The sequence below is a fragment of the Nocardioides sp. BP30 genome (genome assembly GCF_029873215.1).
Taxonomy (GTDB): domain Bacteria; phylum Actinomycetota; class Actinomycetes; order Propionibacteriales; family Nocardioidaceae; genus Nocardioides.
This window is the reverse complement of the sequence record NZ_CP123620.1, coordinates 3822188-3839433: the sequence shown is the minus strand read 5'-3', so window position 1 is coordinate 3839433 and position 17246 is coordinate 3822188. Positions and strand designations below refer to the sequence as shown.

The 17246-nt window shown below is 71.0% G+C and carries 16 protein-coding genes; 14 read left to right on the top strand and 2 right to left on the bottom strand.

Annotated elements, in window-relative coordinates:
* Positions 1 to 133 precede the first annotated feature (133 nt).
* The 10 genes from pstC (at position 134) to P5P86_RS17955 (ending at position 12496) form a co-directional block, all read left to right on the top strand.
* Positions 134 to 1225, top strand: coding sequence for a phosphate ABC transporter permease subunit PstC (pstC, locus tag P5P86_RS18000; RefSeq protein ID WP_280608822.1), 1092 nt, complete (start codon positions 134 to 136; stop codon positions 1223 to 1225).
* A complete protein-coding gene (gene pstA / locus P5P86_RS17995) occupies positions 1222 to 2367 on the top strand; it encodes a phosphate ABC transporter permease PstA (RefSeq protein ID WP_280608821.1) in 1146 nt (381 codons plus the stop codon). The genes pstC and pstA overlap by 4 nt, the downstream gene beginning before the upstream one ends.
* Positions 2364 to 4034, top strand: a complete 1671-nt coding sequence (locus tag P5P86_RS17990; protein ID WP_280608820.1) for a substrate-binding domain-containing protein — start codon at positions 2364 to 2366, stop codon at positions 4032 to 4034. The genes pstA and P5P86_RS17990 overlap by 4 nt, the downstream gene beginning before the upstream one ends.
* Positions 4031 to 6838 (top strand): hypothetical protein, encoded by a 2808-nt coding sequence (locus P5P86_RS17985; RefSeq protein ID WP_280608819.1) that lies wholly within the window; start codon positions 4031 to 4033, stop codon positions 6836 to 6838. Before P5P86_RS17990 ends, P5P86_RS17985 begins: the two co-directional genes overlap by 4 nt.
* Positions 6835 to 7737 (top strand): sortase, encoded by a 903-nt coding sequence (locus P5P86_RS17980; protein WP_280608818.1) that lies wholly within the window; start codon positions 6835 to 6837, stop codon positions 7735 to 7737. The genes P5P86_RS17985 and P5P86_RS17980 overlap by 4 nt, the downstream gene beginning before the upstream one ends.
* A gap of 148 nt (positions 7738 to 7885) precedes the next feature.
* The gene (locus P5P86_RS17975; RefSeq protein WP_280608817.1) at positions 7886 to 9136 is read left to right on the top strand and encodes a hypothetical protein; all 1251 of its coding nucleotides are present in this window, start codon (positions 7886 to 7888) and stop codon (positions 9134 to 9136) included.
* An 11-nt stretch (positions 9137 to 9147) separates the two neighbouring features.
* Positions 9148 to 9792, top strand: coding sequence for a hypothetical protein (locus P5P86_RS17970; protein WP_280608816.1), 645 nt, complete (start codon positions 9148 to 9150; stop codon positions 9790 to 9792).
* 42 nt (positions 9793 to 9834) lie between these two features.
* Positions 9835 to 10791 (top strand): Ig-like domain repeat protein, encoded by a 957-nt coding sequence (locus tag P5P86_RS17965; RefSeq protein WP_280608815.1) that lies wholly within the window; start codon positions 9835 to 9837, stop codon positions 10789 to 10791.
* Between the two features lie 76 nt (positions 10792 to 10867).
* Positions 10868 to 11707 (top strand): phosphate ABC transporter ATP-binding protein, encoded by an 840-nt coding sequence (locus P5P86_RS17960; RefSeq protein WP_280608814.1) that lies wholly within the window; start codon positions 10868 to 10870, stop codon positions 11705 to 11707.
* A 39-nt stretch (positions 11708 to 11746) separates the two neighbouring features.
* Positions 11747 to 12496: a methyltransferase domain-containing protein gene (locus P5P86_RS17955; RefSeq protein ID WP_280608813.1), complete on the top strand. Its 750-nt coding sequence runs from the start codon at positions 11747 to 11749 to the stop codon at positions 12494 to 12496.
* A gap of 13 nt (positions 12497 to 12509) precedes the next feature.
* Here P5P86_RS17955 and P5P86_RS17950 read toward each other — a convergent pair whose 3' ends face one another.
* Positions 12510 to 12869 (bottom strand): hypothetical protein, encoded by a 360-nt coding sequence (locus P5P86_RS17950; protein ID WP_280608812.1) that lies wholly within the window; start codon positions 12867 to 12869, stop codon positions 12510 to 12512.
* A 58-nt stretch (positions 12870 to 12927) separates the two neighbouring features.
* On the opposite strand from P5P86_RS17950, the gene miaB reads away from it, so the two are divergent.
* The gene (miaB, locus tag P5P86_RS17945) at positions 12928 to 14394 is read left to right on the top strand and encodes a tRNA (N6-isopentenyl adenosine(37)-C2)-methylthiotransferase MiaB (protein ID WP_280608811.1); all 1467 of its coding nucleotides are present in this window, start codon (positions 12928 to 12930) and stop codon (positions 14392 to 14394) included.
* Positions 14395 to 14478: 84 nt separating this feature from the next.
* Here the strand turns inward: miaB and P5P86_RS17940 are convergent, their stop codons facing one another.
* Positions 14479 to 14661, bottom strand: a complete 183-nt coding sequence (locus P5P86_RS17940) for an antitoxin (RefSeq protein WP_280608810.1) — start codon at positions 14659 to 14661, stop codon at positions 14479 to 14481.
* Positions 14662 to 14725: 64 nt separating this feature from the next.
* Between P5P86_RS17940 and miaA the strand changes: the two genes are divergently transcribed.
* The 3 genes from miaA (at position 14726) to dapF (ending at position 17230) form a co-directional block, all read left to right on the top strand.
* Positions 14726 to 15670 (top strand): tRNA (adenosine(37)-N6)-dimethylallyltransferase MiaA, encoded by a 945-nt coding sequence (miaA, locus tag P5P86_RS17935; protein WP_280608809.1) that lies wholly within the window; start codon positions 14726 to 14728, stop codon positions 15668 to 15670.
* Between the two features lie 100 nt (positions 15671 to 15770).
* Positions 15771 to 16388, top strand: a complete 618-nt coding sequence (locus P5P86_RS17930) for a pyridoxamine 5'-phosphate oxidase family protein (RefSeq protein WP_280608808.1) — start codon at positions 15771 to 15773, stop codon at positions 16386 to 16388.
* Complete coding sequence (gene dapF, locus P5P86_RS17925; RefSeq protein WP_280608807.1) at positions 16388 to 17230, top strand: diaminopimelate epimerase; 843 nt, start codon at positions 16388 to 16390, stop codon at positions 17228 to 17230. The genes P5P86_RS17930 and dapF overlap by 1 nt, the downstream gene beginning before the upstream one ends.
* Positions 17231 to 17246 lie beyond the last annotated feature (16 nt).

Below are 17246 nucleotides of genomic sequence, written 5' to 3'. Positions count from 1 at the left end.
AGTCGCCAATCTCGATTATTCTGATCCGGATTGAGAGGGCAAGGGTGCTGTCCTCGGCAGGGCGTGCTCGTCCCTGCCCTCTCTTCGCGCATGCGTCGGTTCGGGCCGCGCAGGACCCGAGAGAAGGACGCCGATGGCAGCTGAGCCGACCCAGGCTCTCGCGGTGGTGCCCGCGGCAGGCCCGCCGACGCCGCCCGGGACCCAGCGACCGCGGACCGATCGGCCCGATGAGGGCCCCGAGCCGACGCCGCGGCGGATCGTCACCCGCTACTCCCGGCAGGACCGCGTCTTCCTCGAGGGCGTCCGGGCGGTCGGCCTGCTGGTCCTGGTCATCGTCGGCTCCATCGGCATCTTCCTCGGGTTGCAGGCCAAGCCGACCCTGAGCCACTACGGCTGGCACTTCTTCACCGAGTCACGCTGGCTGCCGAGCCAGGACATCATCGGGATCCGAGCGGTGCTGGTCGGCACCATCGAGGTCGCCGCGTGCGCGCTGGTGATCGCGTTCCCGCTCGCCTTCTTCACCGCGCTGTTCATCACCGACTGGGCGCCGGCCCGGCTGCGGCCGGTGCTGGTCCGGGTGGTCGATCTGATGGCCGCCGTGCCCAGCATCGTCTTCGGCCTCTGGGTGCTCTTCTACATCCAGCCGCACGCGGCCCAGATCGCGCACTGGCTGAGCAAGTACTTCGGGTGGATCCCGATCTTCAAGGTGCACACCGACGTGAACTACCCGATCTGGAACCAGTCGCCGGGCTACGCCGCCTATGCCGGCAGCGCGTTCATCGCCTCGATCGCGGTGGCGGCGATGATCTTCCCGATGGCCACCTCGGTGATGCGAGAGGTCTTCGGCGAGGCACCTGCCGGCGAGAAGGAGGCGGCGCTCGCGCTGGGCGCCACCCGATGGGCGATGGTGCGCACCGTGGTCATCCCGTTCGGCCGCAGCGGTGTCATCGGCGGCACCATGCTCGCGCTGGGCCGCGCGCTGGGCGAGACGATCAGCGTGCTCCTCATCATCAACCAGGCGTTCCAGGTCAAGATCAACGTCCTGGAGTCCGGTACGTCGACGATCTCGGCGCTGATCGCCACCAACTACGCGGAGGCGACCCCCGCGCAGCTGTCGGCCCTGCTGACCTGCGGGTTCGTGCTGTTCTGCATGACGCTGCTGGTCAACACCGTCGCCGCCCAGGTGGTCAAGCGCAGCCGCAGCGGACAGGGGACCGACCTGTGACCGCCCTGGAGTCCCGGCCCGCTACGCCGGACGGACCCGCCGACGGGACCGCCCGCCGGTCCGCTCAGCCCACCGCCGAGGAGCGCCTTCCCGAGGTCCGCCGCGAGACGCCGCGGCCGACCGGGTCGCGCCACCGCGACGACGTGCTGACCCTGGTGGGTGCGGCGCTGGCCGCGCTGGCGACCACGTGGGTGCTCTACGGCCAGGTGCTGCCGTTCAGCGGCACCATCGGCTTCGTCGTCTCGGCGTACCTCGTCTTCATGGCCTTCTACGCCGGCCTGACCGCGCTGACCCGGCCGTGGCCGGTGGTGCTCGACCGGATGATGACGACCGTCGTCGTCGCCGCGCCCGCGATCGTGGGCCTGGCCCTGGCCGACATGGTCCTGACGACCGTGTTCAAGGGCCTGACGGTGCTGGTGCACCCGAACTTCTACACCCATGACATGGCGGGCGTGCGGCCCACCGATCCCTACGACCGCGGCGGCATCCTGCACGCCATCGTCGGCACCCTGATCGAGGTCGCGATCTCGGTGTCGATCGCGCTGCCGCTCGGGGTGACCACGGCGGTGTACATGTCCGAGGTCGGCGGCCGTGGTGCCCGCGTCGTACGGACCGTGGTGGAGGCGATGACGGCGCTGCCCTCGATCGTGGCCGGCCTGTTCATCTACTCGGTGCTGATCATCCGGCTGCACATGCAGCCCTCCGGTCTGGCCGCCAGCCTCGCGCTCGCGGTGATGGGGCTGCCGATCATGGCCCGGGCCAGTGACGTGGTCCTGCGGGTGGTCCCCGGCGGGCTGCGCGAGGCGTCGTACGCGCTGGGGGCCGGACGCTGGCAGACGGTGTGGCGGGTGGTGCTGCCGACCGCGCGGCCGGGGCTGGCCACCGCGCTGATCCTCGGCATCGCCCGGATGGTGGGGGAGACCTCGCCGCTGCTGCTCACCTCGGGGGCGACGAACTTCCTCAACACCAACCCGCTGCACAACCCGATGACGTCGCTGCCGCTCTACGTCTTCACCGCTGTCAAGTCCGGCGAGCCCACGTTCGAGACGCGCGGGTACGCCGCCGCCACCGTGCTGCTCCTCCTGGTTCTGATGCTGTTCCTGCTCGCCCGTTTCGTCGCCAAGCAAAGGCCTTCCCGATGACTCGCCGACTTCTTGCCCTCGCCGGTGCGCTCGCATCGGCCTTCGCCATCGCGGTGATCGGGTTCTCCTCCGCCGCCGGCGCGGCCGACGCCCCGGTGAGCCACTCGCCGATCAAGGGCTCGGGCTCGAGCTGGGCGGCCAACGCGATCGCGCAGTGGCAGGCCGACGTCGCCACCAACGGCGGCCTGCACGTCGACTTCAACCCGAACGGTGCCGCGCTGGGCCGCTCCGACTTCGCGCACAACCTGACAGACTTCGGCGTCTCGGACATCGGCTATCAGGGCACCGATCCCTCGACCGGTCAGCAGGACTCCTCGCTCGGCCGCTCCTACGCCTACCTTCCGATCGCGGCCGGCGGCACCGCGCTGCCGTACCACGTGCAGGTCGCGGGTCAGCTGGTGCGCAACCTGCGGCTCTCGGGCCTGACCGTGGCCAAGATCTTCACCGGCAAGATCACCAACTGGGACGATCCCTCGATCACGGCGGACAACAACGGCCACGCCCTGCCCTCGATCCCGATCGTTCCGGTGGTGCACTCCGAGGGGGCCGGCGTGACCTACGAGTTCACCCGGTACCTCGCCAAGGAGTTCCCCGCGCTGTGGGGGGCCTGCAACGGTGGCAAGAACGTCGCCACGGAGTACTTCCCGACCAACTGCGGCGGCAGCGGCGCGATGAAGTCGTTCTCCGGCTCGGACGGCGTGATGAACTTCCTCACCAGCAGCGGTGCCAACGGCGCGATCGCGATCGAGGAGTACTCCTACCCGCTGGGCAAGAACTACCCGTCGGCCAAGCTGCTCAACAGCTCGGGGTACTACACGCTGCCGACGCAGTACAACGTCGCGGTCGCGCTGACGAAGGCGCAGATCAACATGAACCCGTCCTCCCCGGACTACCTGACGCAGGACCTGGACGACGTCTACACCAACGCCGACAAGCGGACCTACCCGCTCTCGTCCTACGTCTACGCGATCATCCCGACCTCGGCGAAGGACACGAAGACCAACACCACCGCCGCCCGGCAGACCGTCGGCGACTTCCTCTACTACTCGATCTGCGCCGGCCAGTCCGAGATCGGCCCGATCGGCTACTCCTCGCTGCCGGTCAACCTGGTGCAGGCGGGGTTCACCCAGATCGCCAAGCTCAAGGCCGCCGACAGCGGCGTCGTGCTGACCAACCGCAACGTCTCGACCTGCCACAACCCGACGTTCATCGCCGGGCATCCCAGTGAGAACTACCTCGCCCAGATCGCCCCGCAGCCGGCGGCCTGCGACAAGCAGGGGGCCGGACCGTGCACCGGCACCGAGGGCACCGCGAACGCCAACCCCGTGGACGGGAAGGCGCCGCAGAGCACCGCGACCAAGGCGGCCGGCGCCACCACCGGCACCGGCACCGGCGCCGGTACGGGCACGGGTGCCGCCGCGGCGGCCGGGTCGGGGGCCGCGGCCGGGCCGGCAGCAGGCAACGTCGCCGCGGGCGGCACCTCCGCCGCGGGCACCGGCACCGCCGCCGGCGGCACCGCGGCGACGGGCACCGTGGTGGCGACGACCCTGGCCGCCGACGACCACGCCGGTCCGTCCCGGCCGCTGACGGTGCTCGTCATCCTGCTCTTCGTGCTGGGGCTGGTCGTGCCGCCGATCCTCACCCGGCTGCTGCGGGGTGCCCGATGAGGCGCCGCTGGGCCGCGCTGGTCGTGGCCGGTGTTCTCCTCGTCGTCGCGGCGCTGACCGGCTTCGCCCTCACCCCGAGCGCCCAGGCCACCGGCACGCAGACGTATGCGAAGACGGTGAACCGGGTCTTCTACGGCGCGGACGGCACCACCACGCCGGCCGACCCCGCGAACCCCGACGGGTACGACGTGAAGCTCACCGTCTCCTCGACCCAGAACCTGCGCGGCAACCAGCCGATCACTGTCAGCTGGAGCGGCGCCCACCCGACCGGTGGTGTGGTGAGCGATCCCAGCTACGGGTACGACGGATCCGAGCAGGAATACCCCCTGGTCCTGATGGAGTGCCGCGGCACCGCGGCGACCGTCAAGCCCGAGACCTGCTGGACGCAGACGTCGGCGGAGCGGATCCAGACCGCGAACACGGTGACGAGTGCGCCGGTCTGGCGCGCCGACGGGGCCGCCGCGTCGGCAGACCGCGCGGCTCAGGTGGACCTGCCGACGGTGAACCGCCCGTCGACGTGTGCCACCCAGCGCTTCGAGCGCTGGGTGCCGCTGGTGGCGGCGAGCGGAACGACCTACTACGGGGGTGGTGTCGGCTGCTACGACCTGGCTCCGGAGGGATCGGACGAGCCGACCACGGGTGTCCCCGACAACACGACCTACGGCATCACCGGCACCGATGGCAAGGGTACGGCGCAGTTCGCGGTGTGGACCGCAGACGAGAACGCCACCCTCGGCTGCTCGGCCTCGGTGGCCTGCTCCCTGGTGGCGATCCCGGTCACCGGCATCGACTGCGACCCGAACTTCACCCAGGTCGACGCCGGCGACCCGATCATCCCGACCGCCGCCCAGCAGGCGCGCTACGCCACCTCCTGCGAGAAGCCGGACGTATACCAGCCCGGGCAGTCGGCGGACGGCTCCGGTGCGAACTTCAACCTCGCCACGTCAGGACGGCTGTGGTGGTCGGCCTCCAACTGGGACAACCGGATCGTCGTGCCCCTCAACTTCGCGGTCTCGGGGAGCACCTGCTCCCTGGTGAACAGCACGGCGCCGCTGCTCGCGTACGGCTCGATCCTGATGACCGACATCGCTGCGCAGTGGCAGCCGGCCTTCTGCACGACCAAGGGGTACCAGCCGTTCCTGCACGTGCAGGCCACCGACATCCAGGCGCGCTCGCTAGTCGACCAGCAGAGCATCAAGATCGGCCTGAGCTCCGATCCCCCCGACGGGGGCTTCACCGCACCGATCGCCCAGGCGCCGGTCGCGGTCACGGGGTTCGCGATCGCCTACAACATCGACGGTGCCGACGGGCAGCCGGTGACCGACCTCAAGCTCAACGCGCGGCTGCTCGCCAAGCTGCTGACCGAGTCCTACAACGGTGACCTGCAGGGACGCAAGGCGTATCCGGCGCTGGCGGGCAATCCGCGCACGATCTTCGCCGACCCCGAGTTTCACGCCCTGAACCCCGACGTCGACACCAGCATCCCTGGCGTCGCGAACGCCGCTGCCGCTCTCATCTCGCTGTCGAACGACTCCGACATGCTGACCGCGCTGAGCAGCTACATCCTCTCCGACTCCGACGCCAAGCACTGGCTCGACGGCGAGCGGGACCCCTGGGGAATGAAGGTCAACCCGGCGTACCAGCTGGACCTGCCGGCCTCTCAGAACCCCTCGAGTCCGCACCTCACGCTGCCGGTGAGCTCGTGGCCGCTGCTCGACGACTTCGAGCTGGACGGCACCGGGAGCAACGCCTGCATGAAGGACGTGCCCTACCTGGCGCAGATCGCGCACCCGCTCTCACAGGTCTCCACGATCGAGGAGGACCTCGAGTTCGCCATCTCGAACAGTCAGACGGTGTGCCCGACGATCACCGACGCGAACGACCCGAGCCAGTTGGTGCCCAAGACCGAGGGGCAGCAGCCCGTCGGCCACCGATTCGTCATCGGCGTCGTTCCGCTCACCGCCGTGAGCAGGTACGGGTTGCGCGCCGCGGCGCTCGAGACGAGCTCCGACATCGGTCCGGAGACGACGTTCACCGACGCCTCGGGCAAGACCTTCGCCTCACCCGACACCGCCGGCATGAAGACGGCCGTCAAGCTGCTCAGCGCCGACACCGACGCCGGAGCCTGGACGGTGGACTACGACGAGCTCGACTCCCAGACCGGCGCCTACCCCGGGCTGATGCCGGTGTACGCCGACGTCCCGACGAAGGGGCTCGGCTCCGCCGACGCCGCGCGGGTCGCGCAGCTCCTCGACTTCGCGGCCGGGTCGGGGCAGAGTGCCGGCACCGCCAACGGCCAGCTGGCGCCGGGAGCGCTGCCGATGACCTCGGCTAACGGCCTGGGCGCGGAGGCCGCCTACACGCGTTGCGTCGCCGTTCAGGTGCGCGCGCAGACGGGCGTGGTGCCGTCGCTGAGCGGAGCGTGCCCCGCCGTACCGAAGACGGCGAAGCCGTCGGCGACCGCCTCGGCCAACGCGAGCGCGACGCCCAGCGCCGCCGCCGCCACCGCGACGACGAGCACCGCCGCGGTGGCCGCCCCGCCGGTCCCGTCGGCGAGCGTCTCCCCGGCGCCCGCCACCTCCCCGGTGACCACCACCGCCGACTCGATCAAGACCGTCGGCGCGTACTCCCGGATCGGTCGCTTCGGCCTGCCGTTCGCCTTGATTGCCGGGCTGTGCCTCCTCGTCGCCGGCCTGGCACTGCGCTGGTGCGAGGAGATCGCCGCCGGCAGTCGCGTCATCGGTCGGTGGTCCGGTCCGTGGCTGAGCCGGACCTCGGCGCGACTGGCCCGGAGGCATGGATGAGCACGACCACACCGGCGCGGACCACCGTCCGGGAGGGGGCCGTCGACGCCACCCCCCTGGAGCGTGCGGACACCCGCCGGCTGCGGATCGGCGTGGGGCAGGCGATCCTGCTGCTCGCCGGGCTGCTCGGCTGGCTGCTCCTCTACGTCTACGTGCTGAGCGGCTTCAGCCAGGGCCACGCCCAGCAGCAGCTCTACGGACAGCTGCGGCAGGAGCTGGCGGAGGGTACGGCGCCCACCGTTGCCCCGATCGAGGCCGGTGCGCCCGTCGCGCTGCTCGACGCGCCGGCCCTCGGCCTCCACCACCTGGTGGTGGTGGAGGGCACCCGGCCGGCGCAGCTCCAGGACGGTCCGGGCCACCAGTTGGGCACCGTGCTGCCCGGTCAGGTCGGCAACAGCGTGCTGCTCGGCCGTGCGGTCTCCTACGGCGGCCCGTTCCGGCACCTGGCCTCGCTGAAGCCGGGCGCCGCGATCACGGTCACCACCGCGCAGGGAGTCTTCCACTACCGCGTCGACGACGTCCGTCGCAACGGTGACCTGCTGGCACCGCTCGCGGACGGCGCCAGCCGGCTGACGCTGGCCTCCGCGGCCGGCTCGGCCCCGCTGGCGCACTCCGAGACCGTCTACGCCGACGCCTCCCTGGTCGGTGCCCCGCAGCCGGCCAGCGCCGTGTCCGCCACGGACCCCGGCGGGAGCGCCATGGCGCGCGACGCCAGCGCGGGCACGCTCGCGCTCCTGGCGCTGGCGCTCGAGCTGCTGGTGGGCGGGCTCGTCGCGATCACCTGGGCGCGCTACCGCTGGTCGCGGCTGGCTGCCTGGATCGCGGGTCTGCCGGTGCTCCTGGCGAGTCTGTGGCTGGCCTCGATGGTGGCCACGCGGCTGCTGCCGAACCTGCTCTGAAGCGGACTCGCGAAAAGAAAGTCACGCAAATGGACAAAGTCGCCTAACTCGATCTGAAATCAGTTAATGTTCGGCCGTGGCTCGGTGCCATCTCAGTTCCACCGTCCTCGACCCCGGGGCCGGTCGTAGGTCTTCAGAAAGGCACATCATGTCGAAGCGGCATGTGGCGGTCGGCGCCTCCCTCCTCGGGCTGGTGGCTGCTGGCGCCCTCTCCTTCGGGCAGGGGTCGGCGAGCGCCGACATCGCCCCGCAGGCGCAGGACGTCGTCGGGGTCGGATCCGACGTGATCCAGAACTCCGTCGACTTCCTCGCCGACGGATCGCCCAGCGGCCTCCCCGGCTTCAACTCGGCGGGCAACGTCAACCGGCTCTTCAACTTCGACGCCTCGGCCGACGCCAACGGCCGCAACGCGTTCACCGACCCGAGCCTGGGCACGTCCGTCGCCCTGAACCCCTCGGTCGTGCTGCGTGCGGGCACCTCGCCCGTACTGCGGCCGAACGGCGGTGGCGCCGGCATCACGGCACTGGAGAAGGACACCGCGGGTGCGATCGACTTCGCCCGCAGCCCCAACCTGCCAAAGGCGGCGGACCAGACCACCGCCACCAGCAACCTCGGCTCGAAGCTCTACACGATCCAGTTCGCCGACGACAAGCAGTACATCGCGACCGCGGCGACGACCAACGCGCCCGCCGTCGGCCTCACGCCGGCACAGCTCGCCGGCATCTACTGCTCGAACGCAGCCAACGACTACACCACCTGGGACCAGGTCGGCGGCACCGGCACCTCGACGATCGTGGCCGAGCGCCCGCAGGACAGCGCCGGCGTGCTGAAGCAGTTCCAGGCCGTCCTCCAGGCTGGCAACGGCAACACCGCCTGCACCTGGAAGACGAGTGTGAAGGCCGTCCAGCAGAACGACCCGAGCACCGTGGCGGGTAACCCTGACGCGATCGTGCCGTTCCCGCAGAGCCGCTACAAGCTGCTTCAGCAGAACTACTTCCCGGACCCGTCCAGCGCGTCCTACACCGGCAGCGTGGCGAACGGCTCCGACGGTAAGACCACGACGCCGCTCAGCGCCTCGGGCATCACCCTGCAGGTGCCGGGCTCGAACGGCGTCAGCGCCAGCGCGTACGTCGCGGACCTGCCGTTCTACGTGATCTTCCGCGAGTCGGCTATCGACTCGAACAAGGCCTGGCAGCCGGGCAGCACGCTGAACTGGGTCAGGACGCTGTTCTACAACCCCGCCTACGACCCGGACGACGCCTCGGGCGCCCCCGCGCCGTGGATCGTCAGCGCGGCCGGTCAGCAGCTGATCTCCAGCCTCGGTCTGACCCCGTACTACCCGGGTGTGACGGCCAACGCCGTCGGCGTGAGCCAGCCGGGTGAGGGCACCAAGGGCTGACCCTTCCCAGGGTGAGCGACGAGGACATCGACGGAGAGGAGGACACGATGACCATGACCCAACAGCACCGCGAGCGCCAGCAGGCGTCGTGGCGAGACCGCCGCGGAACGATCGCGGCCGGCGTCGTCATCGTCCTCCTCGCCGTCGTCGCCGCGGTCTGGGTAGCGATCCGTCACCACCGCGAGGTGGGGTCGGCGCCGTACACGGACCCGGCCTCGGCGGGTGCCATCACGCTGTGTCGCGGCGGCCGTCCGATCACGTCGGGCAGCACCGTCGACCAGCCCTTCGCGACCGTCGCGGTCGGTGGCCAGGCGGCCGCCGGTGGCTATGCCAGCAACGGCACCGCCACCGTGTTCGCCTACCAGCCGCGACAGGGTGTCGGCCCCGAGAGCTGGAGCGGTCTTCAGCTGGGCCCGGCATCTCAGGTGACCGACCCGAAGGCGCCCGCGGCCGTGCTGGTCAAGGCGGACACGACCCTCGCACAGTTCGTCAACGCCTACCCGGCGCAGGACGGCGGCTGGATCCAGCTGCGGCTGATCCTCGGCGCTGCCGGGCAGGCGCCGCAGACCGCGTCGTACGCGACGCTCGACCTGCACATCGACGGCACCACCTGGACCGCCGTGGGTGCCGGCACCGCCGCTTGCCCGAGCTCCTGATCGCCCGAGCGATCCAACGACTTGAAGTTTGAGAGGACAACCATGAACAAGCGGGCCACTCGTGTCGCGGCGGTCACCGCCGTCGGCGCTGCCGCGCTCGTCGGTGCCGGGATCGTCGCGGTCTCGGCCTCGGGCGACACCACCGCCGCGCCGGACACCAACAATGTCGGCGCGATCACGCTCAAGGTCGGCGGCAACGCCGTCACCTCGGGCAGCCTGAGCGACGCGATCACCGCCGTCGGCGAGTCCGACGCGGCGCTGAGCGGATCGAAGTCGGTCGTCTACGGCTACGTCCACTCCGCCTACGCGTACGGCGGCCCGACGACCACCGCGGACCTGAGCGCCTACCAGCCGACCGCGGAGGGCACCTGGACCGGCGCCCAGCTGACCCAGGCCGTCGACACGAGCAGCCTGACGGTGCCGCTCGGCTCGAGTGTCACGCTCGAGCAGTTCCTCAACGCTTACCAGCCCGCGGCCGACGGCCTGGTCGAGCTCCGGCTCAAGACCATCAGCCCCGGTGCGGCGGTCTCGGCCGCCTATGACGCCATCGACATCTACGTCGACAGCGCCCACGGCACGTGGAGCACCAGCAGCACCGGCGTGACCGGCTCGCCCAGCAGCGGGCCGTCGACGACCGCCCCCGACTCGCCGAGCGGCACGCCGACCACCGGTTCGCCGACCCCGACGAAGTCGGCCACCACCGCCCCGCCCGTGGTCAAGAAGGTCGCCGCGACGGTGACCCTCAAGGTCGCCAAGAAGGTCAAGCACACCAAGAAGGTGCCACTCACCGTCACGGTGAAGGCCAGCAAGGCGGTGACCGGCGCGGTGACCGTGTACGACGGCAAGAAGAAGCTCGCCAGCGCGACGCTCAGCGGGGGCAAGGCTTCGATCAAGCTGAAGAAGCTGAAGAAGGGCAAGCACAAGATCAAGGCCACCTACGCCGGCTCGGCCACCGTCGCGGCCGCGAGCAGCAAGACCGTCACCGTCACCTCCAAGTGACGGTGTCCCAGACCGGCCGGCTGGCGGCGCAGCACCCGCGCCACCAGCCGGCCACCCTCCCAGCACCGGAGACGACATGACCGCTGTCCTGGACGACCAGGCCGCCACCGTCGCCGTACCGACGGCGACGCGGGCGGCGCGCACCTCGGCACTGAGTGCCGAGAACGTATCGGCGTGGTTCGGGCGTCGCAAGGTCCTCGACCGGGTGACGCTGGAGATGCCGGCGGGGCAGGTGACGGCCCTGATCGGCCCCTCGGGGTGCGGGAAGTCGACCTTCCTGCGGATCCTCAACCGGATGCACGAGCTGATCCCGACCGCGTCGCTGGCCGGCGAGGTCCGGCTCGACGGCGAGGACATCTACGACCGGCAGCGCCAGGTCATCGACGCTCGCAAGGCGATCGGGATGGTCTTCCAGAAGCCGAACCCGTTCCCGGCGATGTCGATCCGGGAGAACGTGCTCGCGGGGCTCTCGCTGACCGGCGCGAGGGTGCAGCGGGCGGCCCGCGAGCAACTCGTCGAGGAGTCGCTGCGTCGTGCCGGCCTGTGGAACGAGGTCAAGGACCGGCTCGACCAGCCCGGCGGCGCACTGTCGGGTGGGCAGCAGCAGCGGCTGTGCATCGCCCGGTCGCTGGCGGTGCGGCCCCAGGTGCTGCTGATGGACGAGCCCTGCTCCGCACTGGACCCGACCTCGACCCGGGTGGTCGAGGAGACGATCAAGGAGATCGGGCACGAGGTGACGATCGTGATCGTCACCCACAACATGCAGCAGGCCCGTCGTGTCTCGGACCGGTGCGCGTTCTTCCTGGCCGAGCAGGGCCAGCCCGGGGTGATCATCGAGCACGGGGAGACCGAGGCGATGTTCGAGGCACCCCACGACCAGCGCACGTCCGACTACGTGCACGGCCGGTTCGGTTAATCTCTTGACATCAAGATAATTCGGATCGATGGTGGACCCATGCCGAGCTGGGATCCGCAGCACTACCTGACCTACGCCGACGAGCGCGGCCGACCGTTCGTCGATCTGGTCGCCAGGATCGGAGCGGTGTCACCCGCGCGGGTCGTCGACCTCGGTTGCGGCCCGGGCAACATGACCCGGCTGCTTGCGCAACGCTGGCCGGGTGCCGACGTGATCGGGGTGGACAGCTCCGCGGAGATGGTCGCGCGAGCTCGGTCCGACCACCCCGAGCTGAGGTGGATCCAGGCCGACGTGCGTGACTGGCTCGAGCCGGCCGACGTACTGATCTCGAACGCGATGCTGCAGTGGGTGCCCGATCACCTCGCGCTGCTGCCCGCCCTCGCCGCGCTGGCGGGTGAGTGGGTCGCCTTCCAGGTCCCGGCGAACTTCGCCGAACCCTCGCACACGATCCCGATCGAGCTGGCAGCCTCGACCGAGTACGTCGAGCACACCGCCGCGGTCGAGCTGCCCGGCTCCCACGATGCCGCCACCTACCTCGCCGTGCTGCGCGACGACTTCGAGGTCGACGCCTGGGAGACGACGTACCTGCACGTGCTGGCCGGGGAGGACGCCGTCTTCGACTGGGTCAGCGGCACGGGCCTGCGACCGATCCTGCAGGCGCTGCCCGAGGACCTGCGGGAGCGGTTCGTCGAGGAGGTGAAGGTGCGCCTGCGGGCCGCCTACCCCGCACGTGACGGCGTGGTGGTGATGCCGTTCCGGCGCATCTTCGTGGTCGGGCGGCGCAGGTAGCCGCGGGCTCGGGTCATCGGCGGCGGCGTACGAGCAGGACGAGCCCGACCGACGCTGCACCGAGCACGATCCCGCTGAGCGTCGCCCGGGGCAGCGGCCCGTCGGCGCGGTAGGCCCGCACCGCACGACTGGCCTGGGCCGAGAGCACCGACCCGCTGCTCTGGTGGGAGAGCAGCGATCCGCCGGACTGGTTCGAGCCCCAGGAGGCGACCGACATCGAGGAGCCGAGCGAGAACGACGAGGCGAAGGACGCGACGCTGCCTAGCGAGGCCACCGAGCCGACGCTTCCGATCGAGAGGATCGAGCTGTCGGACCACAGCGAGAGCACCGAGTCGGTGGACCCGACCGACCAGCGGGAACCAGCGTTCGCCATGACCTCAGCCTCGCAGATTCCGGCGCCGCCCGCGCCCCGCCGTACGCTCTGATCTGTTATGGCTCGCACGTATGAGGTCCGCACCTACGGGTGCCAGATGAACGTCCACGACTCCGAGCGCCTCTCCGGGCTCCTGGAGGACGCGGGCTATCTGGCGGCACCCGCGGGGGAGCAGGCGGACGTGGTCGTCTTCAACACCTGTGCGGTGCGGGAGAACGCCGACAACAAGCTCTACGGCAACCTCGGCCACCTCGCCTCGGTCAAGCGCGAGCGGCCGGGCATGCAGATCGCGGTCGGCGGCTGCCTGGCGCAGAAGGACCGCTCGACGATCACCAGCAAGGCGCCGTGGGTCGACGTCGTGTTCGGCACTCACAACATCGGCTCGTTGCCGGTGCTGCTGGAGCGCGCCCGGATCCAGGAGGAGGCGCAGGTCGAGATCCTCGAATCGCTCGAGGTCTTCCCCTCCACGCTGCCGACCCGCCGCGAGTCGGCGTACGCCGCCTGGGTCTCGGTCAGCGTCGGCTGCAACAACACCTGCACCTTCTGCATCGTCCCCAGCCTGCGCGGCAAGGAGAAGGACCGCCGGCCCGGCGAGATCCTGGCCGAGATCGAGGCGCTGGTCGCGGAGGGGGTCTCCGAGATCACGCTGCTGGGCCAGAACGTGAACGCGTACGGCGTCGAGTTCGGCGACCGCCAGGCCTTCTCCAAGCTGCTGCGCGCGTGCGGCGCGATCGAGGGGCTGGAGCGGGTGCGCTTCACCAGCCCTCACCCAGCGGAGTTCACCGACGACGTGATCGAGGCCATGGCCGAGACGCCGAACGCGATGCCCTCCCTGCACATGCCCCTGCAGTCCGGCTCGGACCGGATCCTGCGGGCGATGCGGCGCTCCTACCGCCAGGAGAAGTACCTGGGCATCATCGACCGGGTCCGCGCCGCCATCCCGCACGCCGCCATCACGACCGACATCATCGTCGGCTTCCCCGGTGAGACCGAGGAGGACTTCGAGGCGACCATGGACGTCGTACGGCGGGCGCGGTTCTCCAGTGCCTTCACCTTCCAGTACTCGCAGCGGCCGGGCACGCCGGCGGCGACGATGGCCGACCAGGTCGCGCCCGCCGTGGTCAAGGACCGCTACCAGCGGCTGGTGGCGCTGGTCAACGAGCTGGCCTGGGAGGAGAACAAGGCGCAGGTCGGCCGCACCGTCGAGCTGATGGTCGCCGAGGGCGAGGGACGCAAGGACGGCGAGACGCAGCGGATGTCGGGCCGTGCGCCCGACAACCGGCTCGTCCACTTCGCGCCGACCGACGCCCGTCCCGGCGACATGGTCACCGCCGAGATCACCTACGCCGCCCCGCACCACCTGGTCGCCGACCGGGTGCTGTCGGTTCGCCGGACGCGCTCGGGGGACGCCTGGGAGCGTCGGCAGGACCAGGGCCCGGGCGAGCGCGCCGCCGCCGCGGTCGGGCTGGGCATGCCGGGCGTCGGCGCTCCCGCTCCGCTGCCGGCGGCTCCGGTCTGCGGGTGAGGGGACAGCTCGGCCCGGTGTGAGCGTCAGCCGCCCCGAGGCGTCCCGTCGGGCGGCTGACCGGCGCGGCTGACCGGCGGCGGGCTACTCCTCGAGCCCGAGCGCTTCCTTCGCCTTGTCCTTGCCCTTGTCGATCTGGTCGCCGTACTTCCCGCCGGTCTTGCCGTCGGCGAAGTCGGCCGCCCTGTCCAGCGCCTCGGCGACCTTGTCGGGGTGCTCGTGCACCGCGTCCTTGGCCTTGTCGAGCGCGTCGTCGAGAAATCCCACGGGTTCCCCCTCGGTGTCCGGCGGCGGCCCGAGCGGCGCCGCGTCCGGCTGCCACACTAACCACATGCCGGCGACCCCCTCGAGACCCGACGACGGCCCCGCGAGCGTCCCGCTGGTGGCGGTGGTCGGGGCGACGGCTGCGGGCAAGACGGCGCTCTCCCTCGACCTGGCGGAGCGGCTCGGCGGCGAGATCGTCAACACCGACGCCATGCAGCTCTACCGCGGCATGGACATCGGTACGGCGAAGCTTCCGGCCCGCGAGCGACGCGGCATCCCCCACCACCTCATCGACGTACTCGACGTCGCCCACCCGGCGACCGTCGCCGACTTCCAGGACCGGGCCCGCACGGTGATCGCGCGACTGCGGGCAGCCGAGACGGTGCCCGTGCTGGTCGGCGGGAGCGCCCTCTACACCCGTGCGCTGCTGGACCGGTTCGAGTTCCCGCGCACCGATGCGGCGGTCCGCGAGCGCTGGGAGGCGGAGCTCGACCGGGTCGGTGGCCGAGCGCTGCACCAGCGCCTGGCCGAGCTCGACCCGGTCGCCGCAGAGCGGATCGAGCCCGACAACGGCCGTCGCGTCGTCCGAGCCCTGGAGGTCATCGAGATCACCGGCGAGCCGTTCAGCGCACGGCTGCCGGTGCAGGAGTACGCCGATCCGCTGACCGTCCAGATCGGCGTCGACATCGACCGCGAGACCCTCGACGCCCGCATCCTGCAGCGGGTGGAGGAGATGTTCGCCGCCGGCTTCGTCGAGGAGGTCGCGCGCCTGCTCGAGGAGGGTCTCGCCGGCGCCCGGACCGCCAGCATGGCCATCGGCTACCGCGAGGTCGCCGCCCACCTGGCCGGCGACCTCACCCTGGCGGAGGCGAAGCTGCGGACGGCGGTCAAGACCCGCCAGTTCGCCCGGCGCCAGGACCAGTGGTTCCGCAAGGACCCGCGGGTGGTGTGGGTCGGCTTCGACGCTCCCGACCGGGTGGAGCGGGCGATCGCGGCCGTGCGCTCCTTGTAACGCGGTGTTCGGTTCTCTTCTGCGGTGCCACAGCACCGCAGAAGAGCGGTGGACACCGCGTTACAAGGCGTCTCCGCCGGGCACCCCCTACGCTGGTCCCGTGACGCCGATCGAGACCGTCGACGAGTTGCGAGCGCTGCTCGGCGAGCCCAACCAGCGCGCGGTGAACAAGGAGCGCACCCGGCTCCTCGACATCGACCGCGACTGGTTGGCCGCCAGCTCCTTCTGCGTGCTCGCGACCAGTGACGCCGAAGGCCGTTGCGACGCCAGTCCCAAGGGTGACCCGGCCGGCTCCCTCGTCCACGTCATCGACGAGACGACCATCGCGATCGCCGAGCGGCCCGGGAACCGTCGTGCGGACGGCTACCGCAACGTGCTCCTCAACCCGCATGTCGGCCTGCTGTTCATCATCCCGGGCCGCAGCGACACGCTGCGGATCAACGGCCGCGCCCGGCTGGTCAGCGACGCCGACTTCTTCGACGCGATGAGCGTGCGCGAGCGGCGGCCGGTGCTGGCACTGGTGGTCGAGATCGAGCAGATCTTCTTCCACTGCGCCAAGGCCTTCCTGCGCAGCGGGCTGTGGGACCACGAGACGTGGGCGCCGACCGAGACCATCCCGCGGCGGGCCGTGATCGCGAAGCAGTTCGAGAACGCGCCCGGCACCCTGGAGGAGCTCGACGCCTATTACGGCGAGGCCTACCGCGAGGGGCTCTACTGATGAGCGGATCCACCTACGACTTCGTCAAGGGCCACGGCACCGAGAACGACTTCGTCCTGCTGCCCGACCCCGACGGGTCGGTGCACGGACCGCTCAGCGACGAGCGCGTCCGGGCGCTGTGCGACCGCCACGCCGGCATCGGCGGCGACGGCGTCCTGCGCGTCATCCGTACGGCGGCGTACGCGGCCGACTGGCCGGGCGCGCCCGCCACCACCGCCGAGGGCGAGTGGTTCATGGACTACCGCAACGCCGACGGCTCGATCGCCGAGATGTGCGGCAACGGCACCCGCGTCTTCGCCGCCTACCTGCGGGCGCACCACCGCGCCGGCGAGGAGATCGTCGTCGCGACCCGCGCCGGCGACAAGAGGCTGACCTTCGACGGCGAGCTGTGGACCGTCGACCTGGGCGAGCCGCTGCTGCTGGGCTGGTCCGAGGTGTCGGTCGGCGAGAGCACCTGGAAGGCGCGCCACGTCGACATGGGCAACCCGCACGCGGTCGCGCTGGTCGAGGAGCCGGTGGCCGGCCTCGACCTGGGCCGACAGCCGGCCTTCGATGCGGCGATCTACCCGCACGGGGTGAACATCGAACTGGTCGAGCGCCTCGGCGAGGGTCGCCTGCGGATGCGGGTGCACGAGCGCGGCGTGGGGGAGACCCGGTCGTGCGGCACCGGGATCGGCGCCACGGCCGTCGCCACGATGGAGGCGGACGGGCACGTGGCGGACGGGGCGACGTACGTCGTCGACGTGCCGGGCGGCCGGCTCACCGTCACCTGGACCGCCGACGACCGGGTCCTGCTGACCGGCCCGGCCGCACTGGTCGCCACCGGCACCACCGGGCTGTGAACATCGGCTGACAGCC

Coding starts and splice junctions, on each gene's coding strand:
- pstC (WP_280608822.1), top strand. CDS start 134: ATGGCAGCTGAGCCGACCCAGGCTCTCGCGGTGGTGCCCGCGGCAGGC.
- P5P86_RS17990 (WP_280608820.1), top strand. CDS start 2,364: ATGACTCGCCGACTTCTTGCCCTCGCCGGTGCGCTCGCATCGGCCTTC.
- P5P86_RS17985 (WP_280608819.1), top strand. CDS start 4,031: ATGAGGCGCCGCTGGGCCGCGCTGGTCGTGGCCGGTGTTCTCCTCGTC.
- P5P86_RS17980 (WP_280608818.1), top strand. CDS start 6,835: ATGAGCACGACCACACCGGCGCGGACCACCGTCCGGGAGGGGGCCGTC.
- P5P86_RS17975 (WP_280608817.1), top strand. CDS start 7,886: ATGTCGAAGCGGCATGTGGCGGTCGGCGCCTCCCTCCTCGGGCTGGTG.
- P5P86_RS17965 (WP_280608815.1), top strand. CDS start 9,835: ATGAACAAGCGGGCCACTCGTGTCGCGGCGGTCACCGCCGTCGGCGCT.
- P5P86_RS17960 (WP_280608814.1), top strand. CDS start 10,868: ATGACCGCTGTCCTGGACGACCAGGCCGCCACCGTCGCCGTACCGACG.
- P5P86_RS17955 (WP_280608813.1), top strand. CDS start 11,747: ATGCCGAGCTGGGATCCGCAGCACTACCTGACCTACGCCGACGAGCGC.
- P5P86_RS17950 (WP_280608812.1), bottom strand. CDS start 12,869: ATGGCGAACGCTGGTTCCCGCTGGTCGGTCGGGTCCACCGACTCGGTG.
- miaB (WP_280608811.1), top strand. CDS start 12,928: ATGGCTCGCACGTATGAGGTCCGCACCTACGGGTGCCAGATGAACGTC.
- miaA (WP_280608809.1), top strand. CDS start 14,726: ATGCCGGCGACCCCCTCGAGACCCGACGACGGCCCCGCGAGCGTCCCG.
- dapF (WP_280608807.1), top strand. CDS start 16,388: ATGAGCGGATCCACCTACGACTTCGTCAAGGGCCACGGCACCGAGAAC.